The 23,075-nt window shown below is 72.2% G+C and carries 21 protein-coding genes and 1 tRNA gene; 12 read left to right on the top strand and 10 right to left on the bottom strand.

Annotated features, from left to right (window positions below; genetic code table 11):
- Positions 1–64: 64 nt before the first annotated feature.
- Together JOC24_RS00745 and JOC24_RS00740 are read left to right on the top strand one after the other, a co-directional pair.
- The gene (locus JOC24_RS00745; RefSeq protein ID WP_031093417.1) at positions 65–640 is read left to right on the top strand and encodes a TerD family protein; all 576 of its coding nucleotides are present in this window, start codon (positions 65–67) and stop codon (positions 638–640) included.
- Between the two features lie 210 nt (positions 641–850).
- A complete protein-coding gene (locus JOC24_RS00740) occupies positions 851–2,440 on the top strand; it encodes a M4 family metallopeptidase (RefSeq protein ID WP_205018117.1) in 1,590 nt (529 codons plus the stop codon).
- A 325-nt stretch (positions 2,441–2,765) separates the two neighbouring features.
- Here the strand turns inward: JOC24_RS00740 and JOC24_RS00735 are convergent, their stop codons facing one another.
- The gene (locus JOC24_RS00735; RefSeq protein WP_205018116.1) at positions 2,766–3,323 is read right to left on the bottom strand and encodes a GlcG/HbpS family heme-binding protein; all 558 of its coding nucleotides are present in this window, start codon (positions 3,321–3,323) and stop codon (positions 2,766–2,768) included.
- A gap of 247 nt (positions 3,324–3,570) precedes the next feature.
- Between JOC24_RS00735 and JOC24_RS00730 the strand changes: the two genes are divergently transcribed.
- The 3 genes from JOC24_RS00730 to JOC24_RS00720 all read left to right on the top strand — a co-directional run bounded on the left by JOC24_RS00730 (position 3,571) and on the right by JOC24_RS00720 (position 6,090).
- The gene (locus JOC24_RS00730; protein WP_205018115.1) at positions 3,571–4,848 is read left to right on the top strand and encodes a sensor histidine kinase; all 1,278 of its coding nucleotides are present in this window, start codon (positions 3,571–3,573) and stop codon (positions 4,846–4,848) included.
- A complete protein-coding gene (locus tag JOC24_RS00725; protein WP_205018114.1) occupies positions 4,845–5,486 on the top strand; it encodes a response regulator in 642 nt (213 codons plus the stop codon). The genes JOC24_RS00730 and JOC24_RS00725 overlap by 4 nt, the downstream gene beginning before the upstream one ends.
- Before the next feature lie 106 nt (positions 5,487–5,592).
- Positions 5,593–6,090: a hypothetical protein gene (locus JOC24_RS00720; RefSeq protein ID WP_031093423.1), complete on the top strand. Its 498-nt coding sequence runs from the start codon at positions 5,593–5,595 to the stop codon at positions 6,088–6,090.
- A 12-nt stretch (positions 6,091–6,102) separates the two neighbouring features.
- On the opposite strand, the gene JOC24_RS00715 is transcribed toward JOC24_RS00720, so the two are convergent.
- Complete coding sequence (locus JOC24_RS00715; protein ID WP_205018113.1) at positions 6,103–6,801, bottom strand: pentapeptide repeat-containing protein; 699 nt, start codon at positions 6,799–6,801, stop codon at positions 6,103–6,105.
- A gap of 121 nt (positions 6,802–6,922) precedes the next feature.
- On the opposite strand from JOC24_RS00715, the gene JOC24_RS00710 reads away from it, so the two are divergent.
- On the top strand, positions 6,923–8,119 hold the full coding sequence (locus JOC24_RS00710) for an FAD-dependent oxidoreductase (protein ID WP_205018112.1): 1,197 nt from the start codon (positions 6,923–6,925) through the stop codon (positions 8,117–8,119).
- Between the two features lie 23 nt (positions 8,120–8,142).
- On the opposite strand, the gene JOC24_RS00705 is transcribed toward JOC24_RS00710, so the two are convergent.
- Together JOC24_RS00705 and JOC24_RS00700 are read right to left on the bottom strand one after the other, a co-directional pair.
- A complete protein-coding gene (locus JOC24_RS00705; RefSeq protein ID WP_205018111.1) occupies positions 8,143–8,619 on the bottom strand; it encodes a GNAT family N-acetyltransferase in 477 nt (158 codons plus the stop codon).
- A gap of 37 nt (positions 8,620–8,656) precedes the next feature.
- Positions 8,657–9,568, bottom strand: a complete 912-nt coding sequence (locus JOC24_RS00700) for an aminoglycoside phosphotransferase family protein (protein WP_205018110.1) — start codon at positions 9,566–9,568, stop codon at positions 8,657–8,659.
- 63 nt (positions 9,569–9,631) lie between these two features.
- On the opposite strand from JOC24_RS00700, the gene JOC24_RS00695 reads away from it, so the two are divergent.
- From JOC24_RS00695 to JOC24_RS00685, 3 genes are all read left to right on the top strand, one after another.
- Positions 9,632–11,041: an NAD(P)/FAD-dependent oxidoreductase gene (locus tag JOC24_RS00695; RefSeq protein ID WP_205018109.1), complete on the top strand. Its 1,410-nt coding sequence runs from the start codon at positions 9,632–9,634 to the stop codon at positions 11,039–11,041.
- Positions 11,042–11,342: 301 nt separating this feature from the next.
- Positions 11,343–12,029 carry a TNT domain-containing protein gene (locus JOC24_RS00690; protein ID WP_205018108.1) on the top strand — a complete coding sequence of 229 codons (687 nt, stop codon included), beginning with the start codon at positions 11,343–11,345 and terminating at the stop codon, positions 12,027–12,029.
- A gap of 76 nt (positions 12,030–12,105) precedes the next feature.
- Positions 12,106–12,468 (top strand): hypothetical protein, encoded by a 363-nt coding sequence (locus JOC24_RS00685; protein WP_205018107.1) that lies wholly within the window; start codon positions 12,106–12,108, stop codon positions 12,466–12,468.
- A 115-nt stretch (positions 12,469–12,583) separates the two neighbouring features.
- On the opposite strand, the gene JOC24_RS00680 is transcribed toward JOC24_RS00685, so the two are convergent.
- A tRNA-Thr gene (locus tag JOC24_RS00680) sits at positions 12,584–12,658 on the bottom strand.
- Positions 12,659–12,835: 177 nt separating this feature from the next.
- Between JOC24_RS00680 and JOC24_RS00675 the strand changes: the two genes are divergently transcribed.
- The 3 genes from JOC24_RS00675 to JOC24_RS00665 all read left to right on the top strand — a co-directional run bounded on the left by JOC24_RS00675 (position 12,836) and on the right by JOC24_RS00665 (position 15,366).
- Positions 12,836–13,972 (top strand): ABC transporter ATP-binding protein, encoded by a 1,137-nt coding sequence (locus JOC24_RS00675; RefSeq protein WP_073743645.1) that lies wholly within the window; start codon positions 12,836–12,838, stop codon positions 13,970–13,972.
- Between the two features lie 224 nt (positions 13,973–14,196).
- Positions 14,197–14,610: a hypothetical protein gene (locus tag JOC24_RS00670; protein ID WP_205018106.1), complete on the top strand. Its 414-nt coding sequence runs from the start codon at positions 14,197–14,199 to the stop codon at positions 14,608–14,610.
- A 36-nt stretch (positions 14,611–14,646) separates the two neighbouring features.
- Positions 14,647–15,366 carry a nucleotidyltransferase family protein gene (locus JOC24_RS00665; protein WP_205018105.1) on the top strand — a complete coding sequence of 240 codons (720 nt, stop codon included), beginning with the start codon at positions 14,647–14,649 and terminating at the stop codon, positions 15,364–15,366.
- A gap of 143 nt (positions 15,367–15,509) precedes the next feature.
- On the opposite strand, the gene JOC24_RS00660 is transcribed toward JOC24_RS00665, so the two are convergent.
- The 5 genes from JOC24_RS00660 to JOC24_RS00640 all read right to left on the bottom strand — a co-directional run bounded on the left by JOC24_RS00660 (position 15,510) and on the right by JOC24_RS00640 (position 23,075).
- Positions 15,510–17,117, bottom strand: a complete 1,608-nt coding sequence (locus JOC24_RS00660) for a DoxX family membrane protein (protein WP_205018104.1) — start codon at positions 17,115–17,117, stop codon at positions 15,510–15,512.
- A 475-nt stretch (positions 17,118–17,592) separates the two neighbouring features.
- A complete protein-coding gene (rlmB, locus tag JOC24_RS00655; RefSeq protein WP_205018103.1) occupies positions 17,593–18,549 on the bottom strand; it encodes a 23S rRNA (guanosine(2251)-2'-O)-methyltransferase RlmB in 957 nt (318 codons plus the stop codon).
- A gap of 105 nt (positions 18,550–18,654) precedes the next feature.
- The gene (gene cysS, locus JOC24_RS00650; RefSeq protein ID WP_205018102.1) at positions 18,655–20,055 is read right to left on the bottom strand and encodes a cysteine--tRNA ligase; all 1,401 of its coding nucleotides are present in this window, start codon (positions 20,053–20,055) and stop codon (positions 18,655–18,657) included.
- Positions 20,056–20,109: 54 nt separating this feature from the next.
- Positions 20,110–21,366 carry an MFS transporter gene (locus JOC24_RS00645; protein WP_205018101.1) on the bottom strand — a complete coding sequence of 419 codons (1,257 nt, stop codon included), beginning with the start codon at positions 21,364–21,366 and terminating at the stop codon, positions 20,110–20,112.
- Complete coding sequence (locus tag JOC24_RS00640) at positions 21,363–23,075, bottom strand: ABC transporter permease subunit (protein WP_205018100.1); 1,713 nt, start codon at positions 23,073–23,075, stop codon at positions 21,363–21,365. Before JOC24_RS00640 ends, JOC24_RS00645 begins: the two co-directional genes overlap by 4 nt.

Raw genomic sequence — 23,075 nt, 5'->3', positions numbered from 1 at the left:
GGACGGGTGACGGTAGCTTTCGTGATGGCACGAAGCCCGCACACGACGAGGAAAGGGACTTCCCATGGCTGTAAGCCTGTCCAAGGGCGGCAACGTCTCGCTCACCAAGGAGGCCCCGGGCCTGACCGCCGTCACGGTCGGCCTCGGCTGGGACGTCCGCACCACCACCGGCACCGACTTCGACCTCGACGCCTCGGCGATCGCCGTCAACACCGCCGGCAAGGTCTACTCCGACGGCCACTTCGTCTTCTTCAACAACAAGGCGACGCCGGACCAGACCATCGTCCACACCGGTGACAACGTCACGGGCCAGGGCGAGGGCGACGACGAGCAGATCAACGTCAACCTCGCGGGCCTTCCGGCGGACATCGACAAGATCGTCTTCCCGGTCTCCATCTACGACGCCGAGGCCCGCAGCCAGAACTTCGGCCAGGTGCGGAACGCCTTCATCCGCATCATCAACCAGGCCGGCGGCACCGAGATCGCCCGCTACGACCTGAGCGAGGACGCCGCGACCGAGACCGCCATGGTCTTCGGCGAGCTCTACCGCAACGGCGCCGAGTGGAAGTTCCGCGCGGTCGGCCAGGGTTACGCCTCGGGCCTGCGCGGCATCGCCCAGGACTTCGGCGTCAACCTCTGACGTAACGGCTTTTCACGGGAGCCCCCGTCCGACTTCGGTCGGACGGGGGCTCCCGCGCGTCCGCGTCACATAGCGGACACAAGAGCGCCTCAGTCGGACAAGAACTGGTCAAAAACTTGTGAGGTAATTGTCGGCACTCCGTCAAAAGTGTTCATTCGGTGGCACGCTCTCGGCTCGTAACCCCCCACAGGTACGAGCAACGGAGAAGGCATGACCCCCCACATGAACACCCGTCGCGCCGCCGCCCTGACCGCAGTTGCCGCGATGGTCGTCGTCGGCGTCCAGACAGGCACAGCCTCGGCCGGCTCCAACACCAGGAGCGACGACGCCTCTTCCGCCCGCGCCACCGCCGGAGCCACCACCCTCGGCGTGAACACAGCGAGCCGACGGGGCATCGCCCTGCGGACCGCGCAGGCCGACGCCTCGGCCGCCGCCGAGTCCCTCGGGCTGGGAAGCCAGGAGAAACTGATCGCCCGTGATGTGATCAAGGACGCCGACGGCACCGTGCACACCCGCTACGAACGCACCTACGCCGGACTGCCGGTCCTCGGCGGCGACCTCGTCACCCACACCGCGGCCGACGGCAGGTCCAAGGGCGTGGACAAGGCCACCGACGCCCGCATCTCCGTCCCGTCGACGCAGCCGGAGATGAAGTCCGCGGCCAGCGCACGCAAGGTCGTCTGGGCGGGCGACGGCAAGCCCGCCCTCGCCTTCGAGACCGTGAAGACCGGAGTGCAGAAGGACGGCACGCCCAGCCGGGTCCACACCATCACGGACGCCACGACCGGCAAGAAGCTGCACAGCTTCGAGGCCGTCGAGACCGGCACCGGGAACAGCCAGTACAGCGGTGAGGTCACGCTCTCGACCACCAAGGGCGGTTCGGGCTTCGAGCTGACCGACGGCGACCGGGGCGGCCACAAGACGTACGACCTCAACCAGGGCCAGACCGGCACCGGAGACCTCGTCACCGACGCCGACGACACCTGGGGGGACGGCACCGGCGACGACCGCCAGACCGCGGCCGTCGACGCCCACTACGGCGCGGCGAAGACCTGGGACTTCTACAAGTCCGAGCTGGGCCGCGACGGCATAGCCGGGGACGGCAAGGCCGCGTACTCCCGCGTCCACTTCGGCACCGGCTACGTCAACGCCTTCTGGGACGACAGCTGCTTCTGCATGACCTACGGCGACGGTGCCGACGACAAGAGCGCGCTCACCGCGATCGACGTCGCGGGCCACGAGATGAGCCACGGCCTGACCGCGGCCACCGCCAACCTCGACTACGCGGGCGAGTCGGGCGGACTCAACGAGGCGACCAGCGACATCCTCGGCTCCTCGGTCGAGTTCTTCGCCGACAACAGCACCGACGCCGGGGACTACCTCATCGGCGAGAAGATCGACATCAACGGCGACGGAACCCCGCTGCGCTACATGGACAAGCCGAGCAAGGACGGCGGCTCGGCGGACTACTGGGACGCCGGCGTCGGCGACCTCGACGTGCACTACTCGTCCGGCGTCGCCAACCACTTCTTCTACCTGCTGGCCGAGGGCAGCGGCGCCAAGACCATCGACGGCGTCGACTACGACTCCCCGACCGCCGACGGCTCCACCGTCACGGGCATCGGCCGCCAGAAGGCCTACCAGATCTGGTACAAGGCGCTCTCCGTCTACATGACGTCGAGCACCGACTACGCGGGCGCCCGCGAGGCGACCGAGAAGGCGGCCACCGACCTGTTCGGGGCCGACTCCGCCGAACTGACGGCCGTCCAGGCCGCCTGGGCCGGTGTCAACGTCAAGTAGCACCAGCGCACTCCGGGAGCCGGTCCGCCTCGGGCGGACCGGCTCCCCGCGTCGGCCCCTTCGCCCGCCTCGCGATCATCCGGAACCCCGCACTGCTGCCCGCCGCGAAGGAGCGGGGATTCGAGCATGCCGTCTGCGGCGGCAAGGAAACCTACTTCGCGGCGGACAGCCTCACCTTCGAATGGGCCTCCCCGGAGACCGAGGAGGAACGCGCCGCAGCCTCCTTCTTTCCCAAGTCCCAGGTATGGGACCGCTTCACCGCCGCCGCCCGCAAAGCACTCGCCTGCGACTGAGCGGACGGCTGCCGCGCTCGCCGGGCCGGCCGTCAGCGGCCGAGCGCGGCGACGCCCGCCGCGGCGAACTTCTCGTCCAGGTCGCCGCTCGGGGCGCCCGCGACTCCGACGCCTGCCACCGGGGCGCCCTTGGCCTGTACGGGCGCGCCGCCCGCCAGGAACAGGGTGCCGGGGATGTCCTCGAGGTTCGGGGCCTGCTCCAGGCGCTTGGCCAGCTCGGAGGTGGGCGCGTTCCAGGAGACGGCGGTGTACGCCTTCTTCACGGCGGACTCGGGGGACTGCGGGCCCGCGCCGTCGCCGCGCAGGGTGACCACGGTGTTGCCGTCACGGTCGACGACGGCCACCGAGACCCGCTGGTTCTCCTTCTTCGCGGCGTCCAGGGCCGCCTGTGCGGCCTTGGTGGCGGCGGCGACGGTCAGGTGCGTGGACTGCCGGAGATTCCGGTCGGAGGCATCGGCCTTCACGGCGGCGGCCGGCGCGGCGGCGGGGGTGGACGCGTTCGCGGACATCGCGCCGAAGGTTCCGGCGCCCAAGGCGCCCGCGGCGACGGCACCGGTCAGGACTCGGGTGCGCAGCGACATCTTCTTCATGGGGGTCTCCTCTGCTGGTGGCGGCTCCGTCTCGAACCGTCCGGCTTCCTGCTACCGATCCTCCGGCCGGATCCGGGCCCGCACGGTCGACGTACCGGCTGGAAGCCGCACCCGCACCGGCTGACGGTCCCGTCAGCCGATCGGTTGATGCGAGGGCGGCCCCCGGGGGTGACCATGAGGTGACCGCGCAGGCCGGTGATGCGACAGCGCGGGGCACGGCCACGATCGAGGGAGCACGGGGTACGAGGTGCGGCGGAACGCAACCGAGCCGGACACGGCACACCGGACCGGCCGGGCGGACGACCCGGACGCCCGGTGGCTGGCCCTCCTCATGCACGCCGCGTTCTTCCTGCTGCTCGGCGCCTCGCTCGCGCGCTTCCTCATGCGGCACCCCGGCGAGACCCGCACCCCCTGGATCATCGCCCTGTCCGCCGTGCTCGCCGTGCTGTACCTCCTCGGTCCCGTGCTCGGCTCCCGGCCCACACCTCGCCGTCTGACCTGGCTCGGCGCCCTCGTCGTGGTGTGGATGGTCCTGGTCGTCCTCGCGCCGAGCTTCGCGTGGTGCGCCGTACCGCTCTTCTACACGGGCCTGCGGATCCTGCCGCCGCGCGCCGCCCTGGCGCTCGTCGCCCTGCTCACCGTCTTCGTCGTCGCCGCACAGCTGCGGCTCGCCACAGGTTTCGACCCGAATCTCGTCCTGGCCCCGCCCGCCGTCGCCGCCGTCGCGACCGCCGTCTTCGTCCACATGCGGCGCCAGGCCGTACGCCAGCGCGACCTTTCCGTACGTCAGCGTGAGCTGATCGACGACCTGCTGCGCACCCGGCGGGAACTGGCAGCCACCGAACGCCGCGAGGGGACCCTCGCCGAACGTCAGCGACTGTCCATGGAGATCCACGACACCCTGGCCCAGGGCCTCTCCAGCCAGCAGATGCTGCTCCAGGCCGCCGACCGCTCCTGGGACACCGACCCGGCCACCGCACGCCGACACGTCCTGACCGCGACCGGCATCGCGGAGCGCAATCTCGCCGAGGCCCGCCGCTTCGTGCACGACCTCGCCCCCGCCGACCTGGCGGAGGGCGGCGGGCTGGAGGCCGCGCTGCACGCGCTCGCCACCCGGGAGACCGAACGGTCCGGCGGAAGCCTCACCGTCCGCTGCCATGTGGAGGGCTCTCCGGCCGCCCCGCTCCCGGACCGGGTGCAGTCGGCGCTGCTGCGGATCGCACAGGGCGCCCTCGCGAACGTCACCGAGCACGCGGAGGCCACCGTCGCCGCGCTCACCCTGACCCACCTCGACGACCGGATCGTCCTCGACATCGCCGACGACGGCCGGGGCTTCGGCCCGGACCGGCCTGCTCCGCGCCCGCCCGAGGACGTACGCGGCCACGGGCTGCCAGCGATGCGGGCCCGGGTGCAGCAGCTCGGCGGCACCCTGACCGTCGAATCGGCGCCCGGCGAGGGCACGGTCCTGTCCGCGGCCGTACCCCTGCCCCAGACCGCCCCGCCGACCTCGGAGGAACGCGCATGACCCCGCCCGTACGCCCCGTACGCATCCTGCTCTGCGACGACCACGCCGTCGTACGGGCCGGACTGCTCGCCCTCCTCGGAGGCGAACCCGACATCGAGGTCGTGGGCGAGGCGGGCACCGGCGAGGAGGCCGTCGCACTCGCCGCCAGGCTCACCCCCGACGTCGTCCTGATAGACCTCCAGCTGGGCCCCGGCATCGACGGCGTCGAAGCCACCCGCCGGATCTCAGCCGCCGGAACCGGCACCGCCAACGTGCTCGTCCTCACGACCTACGACACCGACGCCGACATCACCCGCGCCATCGGGGCGGGGGCCACCGGCTACCTGCTGAAGGCCGAACGCCCGGAAGAACTCTTCGCCGCGATCCGCGCCGCCGCCCAGGGCCGCACCACGCTCTCACCGCCGGTCGCCAGCCGCGTCATGGCCCGGATGCGCAGCCCCGGCCCCACCCTGACCGAACGCGAACTCGACATCCTGGGCCAGCTGTCACAGGGCCTCGGCAACCGTGACATCGCACGAGCCCTCTTCATCAGCGAGGCCACCGTCAAGACCCACCTGAGCCGGATCTACGAGAAGCTCGGTGTCGACACCCGGGCGGGAGCGGTCTCCGTCGCCAAGGAACAACGCCTGCTGCCGTGACCCGGCGCCACCGGGCGGAGGGGGCGCGTTCACGCGGCACGGCCGGGTCACGCCCCGTGGCCGCAGCCCGGCGCGGGACGTCCACGCGGCATGACACCATCGGACCGTGCTCGACATCGGCTACTCCCTCTCCCGGCGCTTCCCGGACCCCCCGCAGACCGACTACCGCCGCGCGGACGTCCGCGCCCTGCGGCACGACCTGTTCTCCGGGGACGTCTACCTCGCCGACACCAAGGCCGACCGGGAAGTGTCCACAGCCTGGGGATGGGTACCCGTGCTCGACTTCGCCTGGGCACTCTGCGACATCGTCGAACAGATCGACCGCGACCCCAGGGGCAACCGCTCGCACCGTCAGCAGTACGCCGAGCTCGACTTCACCGAATCGTCCGACCGCATGCTCTTCGAGCGACGCTTCGGCTGGGTGGACGTCGAGGCCGACTGGATGCCCGGCGACGAGCCCCCGCTCACCTTCAGTCACTCCCTGCTGCGCCGCGAGGCCCGCGATTTCCTGCACGACCTGATCGCCGATCTGGCCGACATGCACGAAGGTCTCGCCGACAACCCCGTCGTCTGGGACCTCCAGGCCCGCTTCCCCCGCCTCTGAGCGGGCCCGCGCTCACGCCTCCACCCGCACCCCGATCTGCGCCGCGAACGCCGGAGCCAGCTCCATGAGCTGGGACGGGCTGATCACCGCACCCGCCAAACGCTCCACGCCCCGCGCGATGTCCAGCTCGGCGACCGTGCGCAGATCGACGGACTCCATCCGCACGGCACTGAAGTCCGCGCGCTTGAGCACACAGTCCCGGAACTCCACCCGCACCAGCTGCGCCTCCCCGAAATCCGGCTCCGAGAGCACACACCCCTCGAACACGACGTCCTTCAGCCGCGCCTTGCGCAGATTCAGATAGTCGATCTTCCCGCCCCGCACCAGCACCCGCTCCAGCACGGCACCGTGCAGCTGCACCCCGCCGAGCCGTGCGTCCAGGACCTCGACGTCCCGCAGCGACGCCCCCGCCAGATCGGTACCCACACCCCGGACGCCCTTCAGCACCGAGTCGATGAACCTGGACCGCGTCAGCTCCGCGCGGTCCAGAGCGCAACCGCGCAGCTCGCAGTCCAGGAACCGCGCTCCGGGGCCCGACGCGTCCGCCAGATCCGTCTCCTCGAACAGCACCCCGTCGTAGTCCCCGTCGGGCTCCAGCCCCTCCGCTCCGTACGGCGCGAGTGACGGCAGCCGGACCTCCGGCAGCCGCGCCCGGTCCACCCCGCCCTGCGCGCTCGCGCTCCTGCTGCTCCTGTTGCCTGTACGTGCCATGCCCCCCATCGTGACGCACACCACTGACAGCCATCCCGACACGGCCGCCGCCCCGATGTCACAGAATCGACCGGCCGAACCGTCCTCCGTACAGAAGCGCCCACCGCGAGGAGACCCAGCCATGCAGCGCATCCACATCATCGGCGGCGGACTCGCCGGACTGGCCGCCGCCGTCACCGCCGCCGAATCCCGGGTTCCGGTGACCCTCCACGAGGCCCACCACACCCTCGGGGGACGGGCCAGGACCGCTGAAGGCCCCTACCTCACCAACGAGGGGCCACACGCCCTCTACCACCGCGGACCGCACTGGACCTGGCTCGCACAGCGGGGGCTCCTCGGCCCGATCGCCTCCGTCCCGCCCCTCGAAGGCACCCGCTTCCTCTTCCGACGGGACGGCGCCCTGCGCAGGACCCCGCCGCTCGCCCTGCTCCGCCTCGCCCGCCGCGGCCACCGCCGGGCCCCCGTCGAGACCGACTTCCTCAGCTGGGCCACCGGACAGGTCGGCGAGGAGGGCGCCCGCGCGGCGGCCCACTACATGGGCGTGGCCCTCTTCCACCACGATCCCGGTTCGCTCTCCGCCGCCTTCGTCCAGGAACGGCTGCGCCGCGCGACCGCACTGCCGCCCGAGGCCCGCTACCCCGTCGGCGGCTGGACCCAGCTCGTCGACCGGATGGCCACCCACGCCTGGAACCTCGGCGTACGCATCGAGACCGCCGAACGCGTCGGCCCCCACGACCTGGCCGCGCTCCGGCGGAGCGGGCCGGTGATCGTCGCCACCCACCTGGACTCCGCCCGCGCTCTGCTGGAGGACCCCACCCTGACCTGGGACAGCGGCCGGACCGCTCTGCTCGACCTGGCCCTGAGGACCCGGCGGGGCGACCCCTTCATCGTCTGTGACCTCGACGCCCCCGGCTGGGTCGAACGGTTCACCGCCCAGGACCCGACCCTCACCCCATCGGGCGAACAGCTCATCCAGGCCCAGATCCCCCTCGCCCCCGGCACACCGCGCGCCGACGCCCTCCGCCGCGCCGAGGACCTGCTCGACCTCGGCTTCCCCGGCTGGCGCGACCGCACCACCTGGCGCCGCGAAGCACTCGCGTCCGGCCGCACCGGAGCCGTCGACAGGCCCGGCACGACCTGGCGCGACCGGCCCGCCGTCGACCGCGGCGACGGGATCCTGCTCGCCGGCGACCAGGTCGCCGCCCCGGGACTCCTCAGCGAGGTCGCGTTCAACAGCGGCATCGAAGCCGCGGTCCTCGCGATCCGGCTCCTCGGCGGCACGGCACCGGACGTCCCCCGCCCGGCGGGAACTCCATGACCCGAGGCCGGCTCACCGTCCCCTCAGACCGCTCCGAGCTCCGCCAGCGCCCCGCCATGGAGCCGGTACACCGTCCACTCGCTCTGGGGACGCGCGCCCAGCGACTCGTAGAACGCGATGGACGGGGCGTTCCAGTCCAGCACCGACCACTCCAGGCGCCCGTACCCGCGCTCCACACAGATGCGCGCCAGCTCCCTCAGCAGCGCCTTGCCGTAGCCTCCGCCGCGCCGCTCGGGACGCACGTACAGGTCCTCCAGATACACGCCGTGCACCCCGCGCCACGTCGAGAAGTTGAGGAACCACAGCGCGAACCCGACCACTTCGCCGTCGTCGTCCGACACCGCGACGTGCGCGTACGCGGCGGGCCGCTCGCCGAACAGGGCCTCACGCAACTGCTCGACGGTGGCGTTCGCCTCGTCGAGCGCCTTCTCGTACTCGGCGAGCTCACGGACCATGGCGTGGACGGCAGGGACATCTTCAAGAGTGGCTACGCGGATCATGGACGCAGCCTAGACAGGCGGGCGGACCCCCTGCCGTTCAGTCCCGTCCCAGCAACTGCCGGGCGATCTCCGCATGCTCCGCCGGCAGCCGCCGCTCGCCGTCCCCGGTAGCCCACAGACCGGTCTGCAGCACCCGCCCCAGCGTCCACGCCCGTGCGTTCTCCCGCTCCAGTTCCAGCACCCCGGCCAGCAGATCGAACCTCCACAGCACCTCGGACGCGTCGAACCTGTTGTGCAGCGCCGGGAACAGCTCGAACCCCGGATCACCGGCGAGCGGCTTCGGATCCAGCGCGACCCACTCCCCCGCCCGGCCCTCCTCCGCGCACCCGGCCAGGATGTTGTCGTAGTGCAGGTCCCAGTGCAGCAGGCGGTCCCCCGGCTCCCCGGCCACCTCACGCACGGCGGCCGCACAGTCCAGCAGCAACCGGCGCTCGCCCTCGTCCACCAGACCCGGAGCCGCCCCAGGCGCGGCCTCCAGCATCCGTGCGGCCACGTCCTCCAGCCGCCGCATCCCCGGCGGAGCCGGCACCCGGACCAGCCGTGCCAACGAATCCGCGAGCACCCGCACCGCCGACCGCGCATCCCCCACCCCGGTCAACGGGCGCTGCTCGTCGAGCCGTTCCAGCAGCATCGCCCCGGTCGCCGCGTCGTGCTCGAGAAGGCCCACAGCCCCCGCGCCCGCCACTCCCCAGACCCGTAGCGCCACGGGCTCGCCCGCCGTCTCCTCGTCCACCGACTGGAGCTTCAGCGCCGCACGGCGGCCATCCGCCTCCCGCACCACCGGGAGCACCAGCGCACACATCCCGCTCATGGCGCCACCGTCGAGCCGCAGCCCCCACTCGTCCAGGTATCTCGCGGCCAGCCCCGGCAACGAGGCGGCGAACGCCCGCCCCGCCGCACCGCTGTGGGCACTCAGATTCACGGCCAGGTCATCCGGTACGTCGATCACACCGCGAGCCTAGGGGTACCGTCCCTCCAGCGACTGGGCTGCACACGGACAAGCAGGGGACACATGAACACCGTCAGTACCGTCAACGGCGGCATCTCCTTCTGGTACGCGAAGGAAGGCACACCCGCCCCGCGCGAACCCCTGCCCGGCGACACGGGCGCCGACGTCTGCATCGTCGGCGGCGGCTACACCGGCCTCTGGACGGCGTACTACCTCAAGAAGGCCGTCCCCTTCCTCAACATCACCGTCCTGGAAGCCAAGTTCTGCGGCTACGGCGCCTCCGGACGCAACGGCGGCTGGCTCTACAACGGCGTCGCCGGCCGCGACCGCTACGCCGAACTGCACGGCCACGACGCCGCGGTCCGCCTCCAGCGCGCCATGAACGACACCGTCGGCGAGGTGATACGCGTCGCCGGCGAGGAGAACATCGACGCCGACATCCACCACGGGGGCGTCCTGGAGGTCGCCCACACCCCCTCCCAGCTCGCCCGTCTCAAGGACTTCCACTCCGTCGAGATCGCCTTCGGCGAGACCGACCGCGTCCTGCGCGGCGCCCGCGAGACCGCCGAACGCATCCGCGTCTCCGGAGCCGTCGGCTCCAGCTGGACCCCGCACGGCGCGCGCCTGCACCCCGCCAAACTGGTCAAGGGCCTCGCCGACGCGGTGGAGGCCCTCGGCGTCACGATCCACGAGTCGACGCCCGTCACCGAGATCAAGCCCAAGCACGCCGTCACCCCGTACGGCACGGTCCGCGCCCCCTACGTACTGCGCTGCACGGAGGGATACACCGCGAGCCTCAAGAACCACCGCCGTACCTGGCTCCCCATGAACTCCTCCATGATCGTCACCGAGCCCCTGCCCAAGTCCCTCTGGGAGACCATCGGCTGGGACGGCTGCGAAACCCTCGGCGACATGGCCCACGCCTACATGTACGCCCAGCGCACCGCCGACGACCGCATCGCCCTCGGCGGCCGCGGCGTCCCCTACCGCTACGGCTCGGCCGCCGCCCACGTCAACGGAACGGCCCGCACGCAGCCCGCCACGATCGAGGCCCTGCGCGACCTGCTCGTCCGCTTCTTCCCCAGCACCGCGGGCGCTCGCATCGACCACGCCTGGTCCGGCGTGCTCGGTGTCCCCCGCGACTGGTGCGCCACCGTCACTCTGGACCGCAGCACCGGCCTCGGCTGGGCCGGCGGCTACGTCGGCTCAGGCGTCGCCACCGCCAACCTCGCGGCCCGTACCCTGCGCGACCTGATCCAGCAGGACTCCGGCCAGGCGGGCCCCACCGACCTGACCGCCCTGCCCTGGGTCAACCACAAGGTCCGCCGCTGGGAACCCGAACCCCTCCGCTGGCTCGGCGTCCACGCCCTCTACGCCGCCTACCGCACGGCGGACCGCCGGGAGGCGGCGTCACCGCACCTCGGCACCGACCGTCTCGCGAAACTGGCGGACCGCGTCTCCGGGCGCCACTGACCCCGGACGGCTCCCCGCACCCGGCCAGGCACAGGCTGCTCGGGGCCTCCCGTCCCGATCACGCCGGGTTCGCGTTCCCTCGCGCCGCTCCCTGACCCGGCCTGATCCGAACCACGGCTCTAGGCCGATCAGGAGAACCCGCGGCGCCGTGCGGGTGACGCCGCGGATCGCGGTCCCCTCTCATGCGTGGCAGCGCACTTGACTGGGCGTCACCACATGGCGGCGCTCCTCGGAGCGCCCTCGCGCGACCTCGACACCCGCGCTCTCCGGCCGACGCGGGCACTGAGAAGGGACCACCTGTATGCGGGTGCTGCGGAACATCGTCTGGAGCGCGATCGCCTCGCTGCTCCTCCTCGTCGGGCTGTCACCGACGGCCGCCCACGCCGACAACGGCGACAAGGGCCGCCCGGGAGCCCACTGCCCGACCGACGGCAGAACCCGAGGTATGAACGGAGCGCCCGCCCCGGCGCTGGAGCAGTACTACCTCGACGACTGGCGGCTCGGCCCCCAGGTGCTCCCGAGGACCGGCGCCATCGGCACGATGCTGCGGGGCTACCACCGCACGGGCCCGACATCGGCGTACTGGTTCCTCGGCTGCTACTGGCAGACCGACCCGACGAACGGCGAGTCCGGTTGGTGGTATCCGGACCACGACGGCTTCGTCCTCGACCGCGCGGGCAACCCGGTACAGAAGGCTCTGACCCTCCGTGTGGGGCAGCTGGTCGACCTCTTCGGCAGCGGGCGCGGCAACTTCCTCGCCCCCGCCGGAACGCCGTACGCCAAGCGCGCCATCCCGCCGAGCAACCTCGTCAGGTACACCGACGACTACCCGTACAGCTACCACCTGTACAAGGTCAAGGAAGCGTTCACCGTGCAGGCCGGCCGCATCCGGCCGTGGTTCGGCCAGCCCGGTCTGGGGATCCAGTACATGACGGACAAGCGGGTCTCGGAACTGGTCACCGCCCAGAAGCTCGAAGCACTGAACTGATCGCGACCGCACTCTCCCGGGCGGGTTCCGGCACGGCCGGGGCCCGCCCGGGCTGTTGGAGAAGGGAAACAGCGCGATGGACAGGACAGCACTCACCGAGCGCCTCCGCCGTGAGGGAGTCCCGGACGCGCTGTACGACATTCCTGGCGTCCACGGCGTCCCCGTGCAGCTGGACGCCTACTACGTCCTGCGTCCCGAGGGGGGCGCGTGGCCCGTGCTTCTGCGCCAGCGGGGCCAGGACAGCATCATCGCGCGCTTCGGCACCGAGACGGAGGCGTGCCTCTACCTGTACGACACCCTCACCGACGTGCCCCCGCCCGTACCCGGCGGCGCGGAACGGGTCGACCGGCTCCTGGCGGACGCCGACGAGATCCAGCGGCGGGCGGAGGAGGACTTCGACCGGGCCCCCGGCGACGAGGACGGATCTCCCGGCACCTGAGACACCCGGCGACCGCGCGACCCGCGCCCGCCCATGCCACCGACCCGCTGACCGACCCGTCCACCGAGCAAAGGAAAGCCCAGCTCAGAGTGCATCTGAGCTGGGCTTTCCGCTGAGCCCCCTATCGGATTCGAACCGATGACCTACGCATTACAAGTGCGTTGCTCTGGCCGGACTGAGCTAAGGAGGCGTGCGAGAGCAGTGTAACCAACGCCGGGACCGGAACCCGCTCGATATTCGGAACCTCGGACTACTGACAGATCCGAAAACGCCAGGTAGCGTCACCTCAGGTTCACTCCAGTGGACCACACCACTCCCTTACTCGGATCGTCCGGCACGTTCCTGCCGGTGGAGGAGAAGAATCGCCATGGCCAGTGTCACGTTCGACAAGGCGTCCCGCGTCTACCCCGGCTCCACGAAGCCGGCTGTGGACCAGCTCGAGATCGACATCGAGGACGGCGAGTTCCTCGTCCTCGTCGGTCCTTCCGGTTGTGGCAAGTCGACCTCCCTGCGCATGCTCGCGGGTCTCGAGGACGTCAACGGCGGCGCGATCCGCATCGGTGACCGCGACGTCACGCACCTGCCCCCGAAGGACCGGGACATCGCCATGGTGTTCCAGAACTACGCGCTCTACCCGCACATGTCCGTCGCGGACAACATGGGCTTCGCCCTCAAGATCGCCGGTGTGAACAAGACCGAGATCCGGGCGAAGGTCGAAGAGGCCGCCAAGATGCTGGACCTCACCGACTACCTCGACCGCAAGCCGAAGGCGCTCTCCGGTGGTCAGCGTCAGCGTGTGGCAATGGGCCGCGCGATCGTGCGTGAGCCGCAGGTCTTCCTCATGGACGAGCCGCTGTCGAACCTCGACGCCAAGCTCCGTGTGTCGACCCGTACGCAGATCGCCTCGCTGCAGCGCCGCCTCGGCATCACCACCGTGTACGTCACCCACGACCAGGTCGAGGCCCTCACCATGGGCGACCGCGTCGCGGTCCTCAAGGACGGTCTGCTCCAGCAGGTCGACTCGCCGCGCAACATGTACGACCGCCCGGCGAACCTCTTCGTCGCCGGCTTCATCGGCTCCCCCGCGATGAACCTCGTCGAGGTCCCGATCACCGACGGCGGTGTGAAGTTCGGCAACAGCGTCGTCCCGGTCTCCCGCGAGGCGCTCACCGCCGCCGCGAACCGCGGTGACACCACCGTCACGGTCGGCATCCGCCCGGAGCACTTCGACATCGTCGAGCACGGTGGCGCCGCCGCGACCGGTCTCTCCAAGGCCTCCTCCGACGCCCCGGCCGGTCTGGCCGTCTCCGTCAACGTCGTCGAGGAGCTCGGCGCCGACGGCTTCGTCTACGGTGCCGCGCAGGTCGGTGGCGAGCACAAGGACCTGGTCGTCCGCGTCGGCGGCCGCGCCGTTCCGGAGAAGGGCACCGAGCTCCACGTCGTGCCTCGTCCGGACGAGCTGCACGTCTTCGCCACGTCGACCGGTGAGCGCCTGACCGCCTGATCCGTCCGATCCTGCGACACGGCCCCGCGTCCCTTCGAGGACACGGGGCCGTTCGCGTGTCGCGGGACGGATTCGGGTTTGGTCTCCCATGGGGTCAAATACCCTGGCACAGCGGTCAATTCATCCCAGCACGTCAACGTTTGATTCGAAAAGGCCTCTCGAACCATCCCCCGCAGGGGTGACGAAATGTCGCCAAGTCATCACCGACCGCTACGCTCGCCTGCGTGACCCACACCGCGCGCCGAATCGGCCGAACCCTAGCTCTCGTACTGCCCGTCGTCATGGTTCTGTCCGGGACCCTCGCGGTCACCCGCGTGCAGTGGTCGGGGCAGGACACCGAGACCCAGCTGCTGACCGCCGCCTCGGAGACCGTAGCCAAGCAGGCGAAGGCCCGGGCCCCTCATGACGTCCTGCGGGACAAGCTCCTGCTGGAGCTCCGGGAGAAGGATCCGGGTGTCGCGCTGACGAGCCTCCAGCGCACCGTCGAGGGGCGGCCCTCCCTGGCGAAGCACTGCATGTCGATCGCCAAGGCGCTCGGCAAGGCCGCGGTCGACCAGTACGGCCCGACGCGTGCCCACCGCTTCTCCCGTCCCGTCTGCGACACCTCGTTCGCCTCGGGCGTCGCCCAGTTCAGCTGAGCCGGGGGGGCCCGGGCACGGCATATCGTGCCTGGCATGCATACGTATCCGACGCAGGCCGTGATCCTGGCGGGTGGTCAGGGCTCGCGGCTGCGCCCGTACACCGATGACCGCCCCAAGCCGATGGTCGAGATCCCGGGCACCGGGACCCCGATCATCGGCCATCAGCTGTCCTGGCTGGCCGCCGAGGGCGTCACCGACGCCGTGATCTCGTGCGGCCATCTTGCCGATGTGCTGCAGGAGTGGCTGGTCTCGGCCGATCTTCCGTTGCGCGTCACGACCGTCGTCGAGACCGAGCCCTTGGGCCGGGGCGGCGGTCTCAGGCATGCCGCGGCGAGGCTGCCCCATCCGTCGGAGCCCTGGTACGCGACCAACGGCGACATCTGGACGCGCTTCTCGCTGCGGGAGATGGCCGCGTTCCACGCCGAGCGTGACGCCACCGCGACGCTGGCGCTCGCCCGTCCGCGGATCCCGTGGGGCGCCGTGGAGACCGACGCGTTCGGTCACATCACCGACTTCATCGAATCGCCGCCGTCGCCGTATCTGATCAACGCGGGCGTGTACGTCTTCGCGCCCGCGTTCACCTCGATGCTGCCGGACCGCGGCGACCACGAGCGGACGACCTTCCCCCGGCTGGCCCGGGAACGCCGGCTGGCCGGGTTCCCGCTGCCGCACGGGGCCTACTGGCGGGCCATCGACACCGCGAAGGACCTCACGGAGGCCGCGAAGGAACTGGGCGCCCACGCGGGCGGCTGACCACACGGGCGCAGCCGACCGCACGGGCGTTGTGCCACGCCGTGTCCGGCCCGGCGCGGGACTGGCCGGGCGGAGATCCGTACGTGCGCGAGGGCGGTCACCGGGTGCCCGGTGACCGCCCTCGCGGTGTCGCGGTACCTGCGTCAGCCGAGCAGGCCGCCGATGGGGTTCTGGCCCGCGCCTCCGGAGGAGCCGCCGTCGGAACCGCCCGTGGAACCACCCTCGTCGGAACCGCCGGTCGTGCCGCCGGAACCGTCCGAACCGGAGGAGCTGGGACCAGGGTCGCCCGTCGGGGGCTCCTGCGGGGCCGGCTCCTGCGGGGGTGTCTGGCCGGTGCCCTGGGTCTGGCTGGGCTGACCCGTGCTCGCCCCTGCCGTCGGTCCGGCTTCGCGTCCGGCCGCGGAGCCCGGGGTGGACTCCTTCGCCGACGGGGTGCCGGGGGCGCTGGAGGGCGCGGTCTCGGGGGCGCGGTTGTCCGGGGTCCTGGAGGGCCCGTCCTCCTTGCCCGTGGACTCCTCGGGGAGCGGGGAGCCGGGCAACTGGTTGGTCGGGTAGCTGTCGGGGCCCGGCACGGTGACGACCTCGGTGGAGCGTACGGCGCCGCCGAGCATCGAGCCGACCAGCAGGGTCAGGCCGACGACGACGGTGGCGACCACGGTGCCGCGGCGCAGTACCCGGCGGCGGAGGTCCCAGATCGCCGACCGCGGGCCGAGCGTGCGCCAGGCCTCCCCGGCCAGGCGCCCGTCGAGCGAGTAGACGGGCGCACCGGCGATGACGAGGGGGCTCCACGCGGCCAGCAGGATGATGTCGGGGGTGTCGTACGCGGCGGCACTGCGCCAGCTGACCGTGACCAGGACGGCGGCGGAGAGCAGCGCGCCGAAGGCGGCCGCGACGCGCTGCCACAGCCCGAGGACGGTGAGGACGCCGACGACGACCTGGAGGAAGGCGACGGTGAGCCCGGCGGCCACGGGGTGGGACAGCGCGACGTCGCGCAACGGCTCGGCGGCGGACCAGGGCTGCAGCGAGGTCAGCCACTTGACCATGGACCCGCGGTCGCCGTCGTCGAAGTAGGCGGGGTCGCAGAGCTTGCCCATACCGGCGTAGATCGAGAAGAAGCCGAGGATGACGCGCAGCGGGAGGAGGACGACGCCGAGGTTCATCCGGCGGCCCGGGTAGTAGGCGTGCCGGACGGTGTCGCCCGACGGGCGTCGTTCCTCGGCGGAGGTGCCGCTCCGGCCCTCGGCGTCGTCGTCGGTGACGTCGTACGCGTCGCGGGGCTGCGTCTCCATGGCGTCGTACGCGCCGACGGCCTGCCGCATGGGCGGCAGGAGCGGGCCGTTCCGACCGCCGCCGGGCCGGTGGGGTGCGGGAACGACGGGGTTGGGCTGTGTCTCGTCGAGGCGCGGGATGACCTGGGTGCCTCCCCCGCCGTCGTAGCCGCCGGGGCGGGTGTCGAGGTGCCCCGCGGTGGAGTTGCGTACGGCCTGGAGGAGCCCGGTCGCTCCGGGGTCGCCCGGCGCGGACCTGCCGCTCCAGACGACGGGAGCCCGCCTGCGGCCGCCCGCGCCGCTCATGGCGGGGATCCTGGGTCCGGCGGAGCCCACGGGGCGCAGACGGGTGCGCTGCCCCGGGGCGAGCTGCACCCGGAAGCTGGCGTGGCTGACGATGACCTGGGCGGGGTCGCTGTCCACCTTCGTCATGCTCAGGGCGGGTTGGTCGTCGAACCGAGGCGTTCTGGTGTCCACACTCATCTAACCGAGTGATGTGTGATTAGGACACTGCCTTGACTCGTCCGAAGTGTCCGAGACCCGTCAACAGTTTTCGGCGTCGGGTGCGTCCGCGTTCGCCGGACTCGCGGCGTGCGCGGGAGGTGTGCCCGCCGGGGCGGCTCCGCGCGCGGCGCGAGACTGTGATCCCAGGGGCGGTTGCCGTGTCCCCGCCGCGGCGGGAGCCCTGGGCCGGGACGTGCTCACGTCCGTACGTCGGTGCGATGGCACGGGGCCGACTGTTCCCGCCCGCGCGCCCTGGGCGGACAGATGGCGTACTCCGCCCGGCCGGTCGGCAGTTCGGCGTAGTGGATTCCGCGTAGGCGCGCCGCGTCCGGAGACGGACCCGGGTGGGGTCGGGGTGCCGGGTCTGCCGGGCACCTGCCCGGCCACCCCGCCGCGGACGTCCCTGCGGAGCGGCGCGGGGACCCGGTCATGGGCCCCTGCGACCTCCCGGGCGTCACGCCCTGCGGCGCGCCACCTCGTAGAGCACGATGCCCGCGGCGACACCGGCGTTCAGGGATTCGGCGCCGCCCGGCATGGAGATCCGGACCCGGTAGTCGCAGGTCTCGCCGACGAGTCGGCCAAGCCCCTTGCCCTCACTGCCGATGACGATGACGACGGGGCCCCCCAGGGCCTCGAGGTCCTCGACGGTGTGCTCGCCGTCGGCGGCGAGGCCGACCACGGTGAGGCCGGCCTTCTGGTAGCCCTCCAGGGCGCGGGTCAGGTTGGTGACGCGCGAGACGGGCGTACGGGCCGCGGTGCCGGCCGAGGACTTCCAGGCCCCGGCCGTCATGCCGGCCGCCCGGCGCTCGGGGACGACCACGCCGTGGCCGCCGAAGGCGGAGACGGAGCGGACGATCGCGCCGAGGTTGCGGGGGTCGGTGACGCCGTCGAGGGCGACGATCAGCGGGTCCTCGTTGTTGTCGTACGCGGCGGCGGTGAGGTCCTCCGGGTGCGCGTACTCGTACGGCGGGACCTGGAGAACGAGGCCCTGGTGGTTCAGGCCGTTCGTCATCCGGTCGAGCTCGGGGCGCGGGGCCTCCATGAGGTGGATGTTGCCGCGCTCACCGGCGAGCTGGAGCGCCTCGCGGACCCGCTCGTCGTTGTCGATGTACTGCTGGACGTAGAGGGTGGTCGCGGGAACGCCGTCGCGCAGCGCCTCGAAGACCGGGTTACGGCCGACGACCATCTCCGACGTGCCCTTGGCGCCACCGCGGCGCGGGGCGGGGCGACGGGCGGCGGCCTGCTTGGCCTGGGCGTTCGCCACCCTGTTCTTCTTGTGTCCCTTGCGGGCGGAGGCGGGCGGCGTCGGTCCCTTGCCTTCGAGAGCACGGCGTCGGTTACCGCCGCTGCCGACCTGCATGCCCTTCTTGTTGGACGTGCGGCGGTTCCTGCGCTCGCTGTTCCCGGCCATGACCTACCTGTTTCGTTGCTTCAGAAAACGTCGTCAAGTGAAAGTGTGCCGCCCGGACGGCCGGGCGGCACATTTGCGCTGCTCACGCATGGTGCGAAGGTCCGCTCAGCGCGGTCCGAGTGTCCACCGGGGTCCGCTGGGGCTGTCCTCGATGACGAGGCCGGACTGGTTGAGCTGGTCGCGGATGGCGTCGGCCGCGGGCCAGTCCTTGCGCTCGCGGGCCGACTGGCGCTGGTCGAGGACGAGCCGTACGAGGGTGTCGACGACGCCGTGCAGATCCTCGCCCCGGTCGCTCTCGCCCGCCCAGTGGGGGTCGAGCGGGTCCAGGCCGAGGACTCCGAGCATCGCGCGCACCTCGGCGAGACGGGCGACCGCGGCTTCCTTGTCGTCCGCGGCGAGGGCGGAGTTGCCCTGCCGGACGGTGGTGTGGACGATCGCGAGCGCCTGCGGGACGCCGAGGTCGTCGTCCATGGCCTCGGCGAACACGGGCGGCACCTCGGCGGCGGGCTCGACCGGTCCCCCGGCCTTCTCCACCACACGCTGGACGAAGCCCTCGATCCGCGCGAAGGCGGACTCCGCCTCGCGCAGGGCCTCCTCGCTGTACTCGATCATGGAGCGGTAGTGCGGGGTGCCGAGGTAATAGCGCAGGACGATGGGGCGCCACGCCTTCACCATCTCGCTGACCAGCACTGAGTTGCCCAGGGACTTCGACATCTTCTCGCCGGACAGGGTGACCCAGCCGTTGTGCACCCAGTACTTCGCGAAGTCGTCGCCGAAGGCCTTGGCCTGCGCGATCTCGTTCTCGTGGTGCGGGAAGATCAGGTCGATGCCGCCGCCGTGGATGTCGAAGGCGGTGCCGAGGTACTTGTGGGCCATCGCGGAGCACTCGAGGTGCCAGCCGGGACGGCCGCGGCCCCACGGGGTCTCCCAGCTGGGCTCGCCGGGCTTGGCCGACTTCCACATGGCGAAGTCACGCTGGTCGCGCTTGCCGGTCTCGCCGTCGCCGGAGGGCTGGCGCAGGTCGTCGAGGTCCTGGTTGGAGAGCTCCAGGTATCCCTCGTACGAGCGGACGTCGAAGTAGACGTTGCCGTCGGCCTCGTAGGCGTGGCCGCGCTCGATGAGGCCGCGCATCATCTCGACCATCTCGGTGATGTGGCCGGTGGCGCGCGGTTCGTACGTGGGCGGGAGGCAGCCCAGGGCGTCGTAGCCGTCGTTGAAGGCGCGTTCGTTCTCGTAGCCGATGGACCACCAGGGGCGGTTGTGATCGGCCGACTTCTTGATGATCTTGTCGTCGATGTCGGTGACATTCCGGATGAACGTCACGTCGTAGCCGCGGTATTCGAACCAGCGGCGCATGATGTCGAAGTTCAGTCCGGACCTGATGTGCCCGATGTGCGGGGCGGCCTGGACAGTCGCGCCACAGAGGTAGATCGAGACACAGCCCGCGGTGAGCGGGACGAAGTCACGGATCTGCCGGGCGTTGGTGTCATGCAGGCGAATAGTCACCCCTCAAGGGTAGTGGGCCCGCACCAGTGCCCGGCGCCCCCTGTGGAAAACGTGTCACAACTGACCGGTGACGGTGACACCGGTCACCGTCGCGCGCCGTCCCGCGGACAGGGTCAGGGCGAGCACCGCCCCCGCCAGGGGGACTGCGGCGAGTACCGCCCACAGGACGGGTCCGGGTGTGCCGAGGAGGGTTCCGGTGGCGGCGCTGCCCACCAGGACGGCGAGGCCCGACACGGAGGACAGGGCACCTGTGGCGAGCCCGAGCCGGTCGTCGTCGACGAGGTCGGGCACGAGCCCCCGGGCGGCGGGGACCAGCAGCATCTGGCCGAGCGTGAGCAGGACGACGAGCGCGGCGCCGGGGAGCAGCCCGGCGGGTCCGTCGGGCGCGAGGGGCACGGCCACGAATCCGGCGGCGACGACCGCGAGCCCGGCGACGAGGGCGGTGCGGGGCGCGACGCGGCGCGCGGACCAGCGGGTCAGCGGCAGCTGCGCGACGACGACGAGCAGGGAGGAGAGGGCGAAGAGTCCGCCGAGCGCGCTCTGGGACCCGGTGGCACGCTCCACCTCCTGCGGCAGGGCGAGGTAGAGCTGGTTGTAGGAGACGAGGTAACTGCTGTACACGAGGCAGAGGATGAGGAAGGGCCGGTTGGCGAAGACCTCCCGGGAAAGTATGGACCGCGTTCCCAAGGGCCGGACGCGGCGCGACCGGCGGGGCATGAGGCGGGCGTGCCCTGCGAGTACGCCGACGAAGACCAGCGCCCCTGCAAGGCAGGCGGTCCGGAAGTCGCCTCCCAGGAGCAGCAGCAGGCTCCCGATGAGGGGGCCGAGGAACGCTCCGGCCTGGCCGGCGGCAGAGAACACGGCCAGCACCTGGGCGCGCGGCGTGCCGGTCGCGGTCTCGTGGGCGACGGCGGCCCTGGCGGTCTCGGATTCGACGGCGGGTGAGAAGAGGGCGGCGGCGAAGCCGATGAGAAGGACGGCGCCGATGACGCCAGGGGTGGTACCGGCCTGGGCGAGCCAGCAGAATCCGGCGATGCGCAGGACGCAGCCGGTGAGGACGACGGGCCGCGGGCCGTAGCGGTCGGTGAGTGCGCCGCCGACGACGAAGAGGCCCTGCTGGCTGAAGGTGCGCAGCCCGAGCACGAGTCCCACGAGCCATCCCGCCATGCCGAGTCCGTCGCCGAGGTGCGTGGCGAGGTAGGGCAGGACGGCGTAGAAGCCGGTGTTGAAGGCGAACTGGGTGGCGGTCAGCAGCCGGAGGTAGGGCCTGAGCTCCGGGTCGGCGCCGGTGTCCTCGGTGACCGTCCTCATCGGCGTCCCCGGCCGCGTACGGCCGCCGCGCTCAGTACCGCGAGCGCGCCGAGGGCGGCGAGGGCGGCGGCGGGGGCGAGGACGGCCCAGGGGGCGCGCTCGGCGTAGGGCATGTTCTCCGAGAGCATGCGGCCCCACTCCGGCGCCGGGGCCGGGGTCCCCAGGCCGAGGAAGCCGAGGGAGGCCAGCGCCAGAGCGACGGCCGGGACGCGCAGGACGGCGTGGCGTACGACCGGGGGCACGACGCCCGGTCCGATGTGGCGGCGCAGCAGGTGCCACGGCCCGGCGCCGAGGGCGAGGGCGGCGGTGACGTGCGGGGCGGCGCGTTCCTGGGCGTACAGCGCGGAGGTGTGGGCGGCGAGCGGGGCCCACGCGACGGCGGCGACGGCCGCGGCGGCGCCCCAGGTGCCGGGGCCCACGATCCCCGCGACGACGAGGCCGGCCAGGACCGCGGGCAGCGCGTTGGCCGTCTCGGTCAGGGCCCCGGCGCGGGCGGCCCCGGCGAGCAGCCCCAGGAGCAGGGTGACGGCGCCGACGGCGAGGGCGGTGAGCACGGTTCCGGCGGCCCCGTGGCCGAGGCGGGCGAGGACGTCGCGCCCCAGCGAGTCGGTGCCCAGCGGATGGGCCGCCGAGGGTGACCCGAGCCGCGCCGCGGCGTCGGCGTACAGGGGATCACGCAGCAGGCCGGTGAGGACGACGGCGACGAGGAGGGCTCCCAGCAGCACCGCTCCGGCGGCCACGGTGCGGCGCGCCGGGAGCTTCGGCGCGACGAGAGGGGGCAGCGCGCCGTCGTCCCGTGCGGGGCCGAGCAGGGCCCTGGCGGCGAGCCTGGACGCGAGTCCGGCGGCGACGCCCAGGAGGAGCAGGAGCAGCACGCACGCCTGGAGGACCGGCAGGTCCTGGGCCAGGGCGGCGGACAAGGCCGTGCCGCCGAGCCCGGGGATGGTGTAGAGCGTCTCGACGGCGACCGCACCGCCGGTCAGCCCGACGACGACGAGGCCGAGCTGGGGCAGCAGTGCGGGCAGGGCGCGGCGCATTGCGTGGGCGGCGATCCGCCGGGCGGGCGTCCCGTGGGCGGTGGCGGCGCGCGACCAGGGTTCGGCGAACGCGGCGGGCAGCGCGTCGTCGAGGAGCCGCCCGAGCAGGGCGCCGGCGGGGACGCCCATGGCCAGGGCGGGCAGGACGAGCTGTTCGGGCCCGCCCCAGCCGAGTGCGGGGAACCAGCCCAGCTGTACGGCGAGGACGGTGGCCAGCACGGCGGCGATGAGGAACTCCGGCAGGGCGGCGAGCACGGCGGCGCCGACGCCCGCCCGGGTGGTGACGAGCCGGCGGTGGGCACCGCGCCGGAGCGTTCCCGCGACGAGCGCGAGGGCCAGGAGGACGGCGACGGCGAGCGAGGCGCCCATGAGGGTGAGCGAGACGCCGAGCGCGGAGGTCACGTCGGGGCCGACCGGCTGCCCGGAGACCCAGGACTCCCCCAGGTCACCGCGCGGCAGTCCGGCCGCCCAGGCGCCGAGGACGTGCAGTGGGCCGCCGTCGAGTCCCGTCTCCGCCCGGATCGCGTCGAGCACGGCCGGCGTGGGCGGACGGTCCGCGTAGCGCGCGTGCAGGATGGTCAGCGCCGGATCGGTGCGGGTCAGCCTGGGCAGCAGGCCGATGACGGCCACGACGGCCAGGAGCGCGCCGAGCCGTCCGGCCAGGTACTTCAC

Origin of the sequence: Streptomyces sp. HB132 (assembly GCF_016909575.1) — a bacterium.
GTDB lineage: Bacteria > Actinomycetota > Actinomycetes > Streptomycetales > Streptomycetaceae > Streptomyces.
Note: the sequence above shows the minus strand (reverse complement) of the source record. Positions and strands in the feature narration are given on the sequence as shown.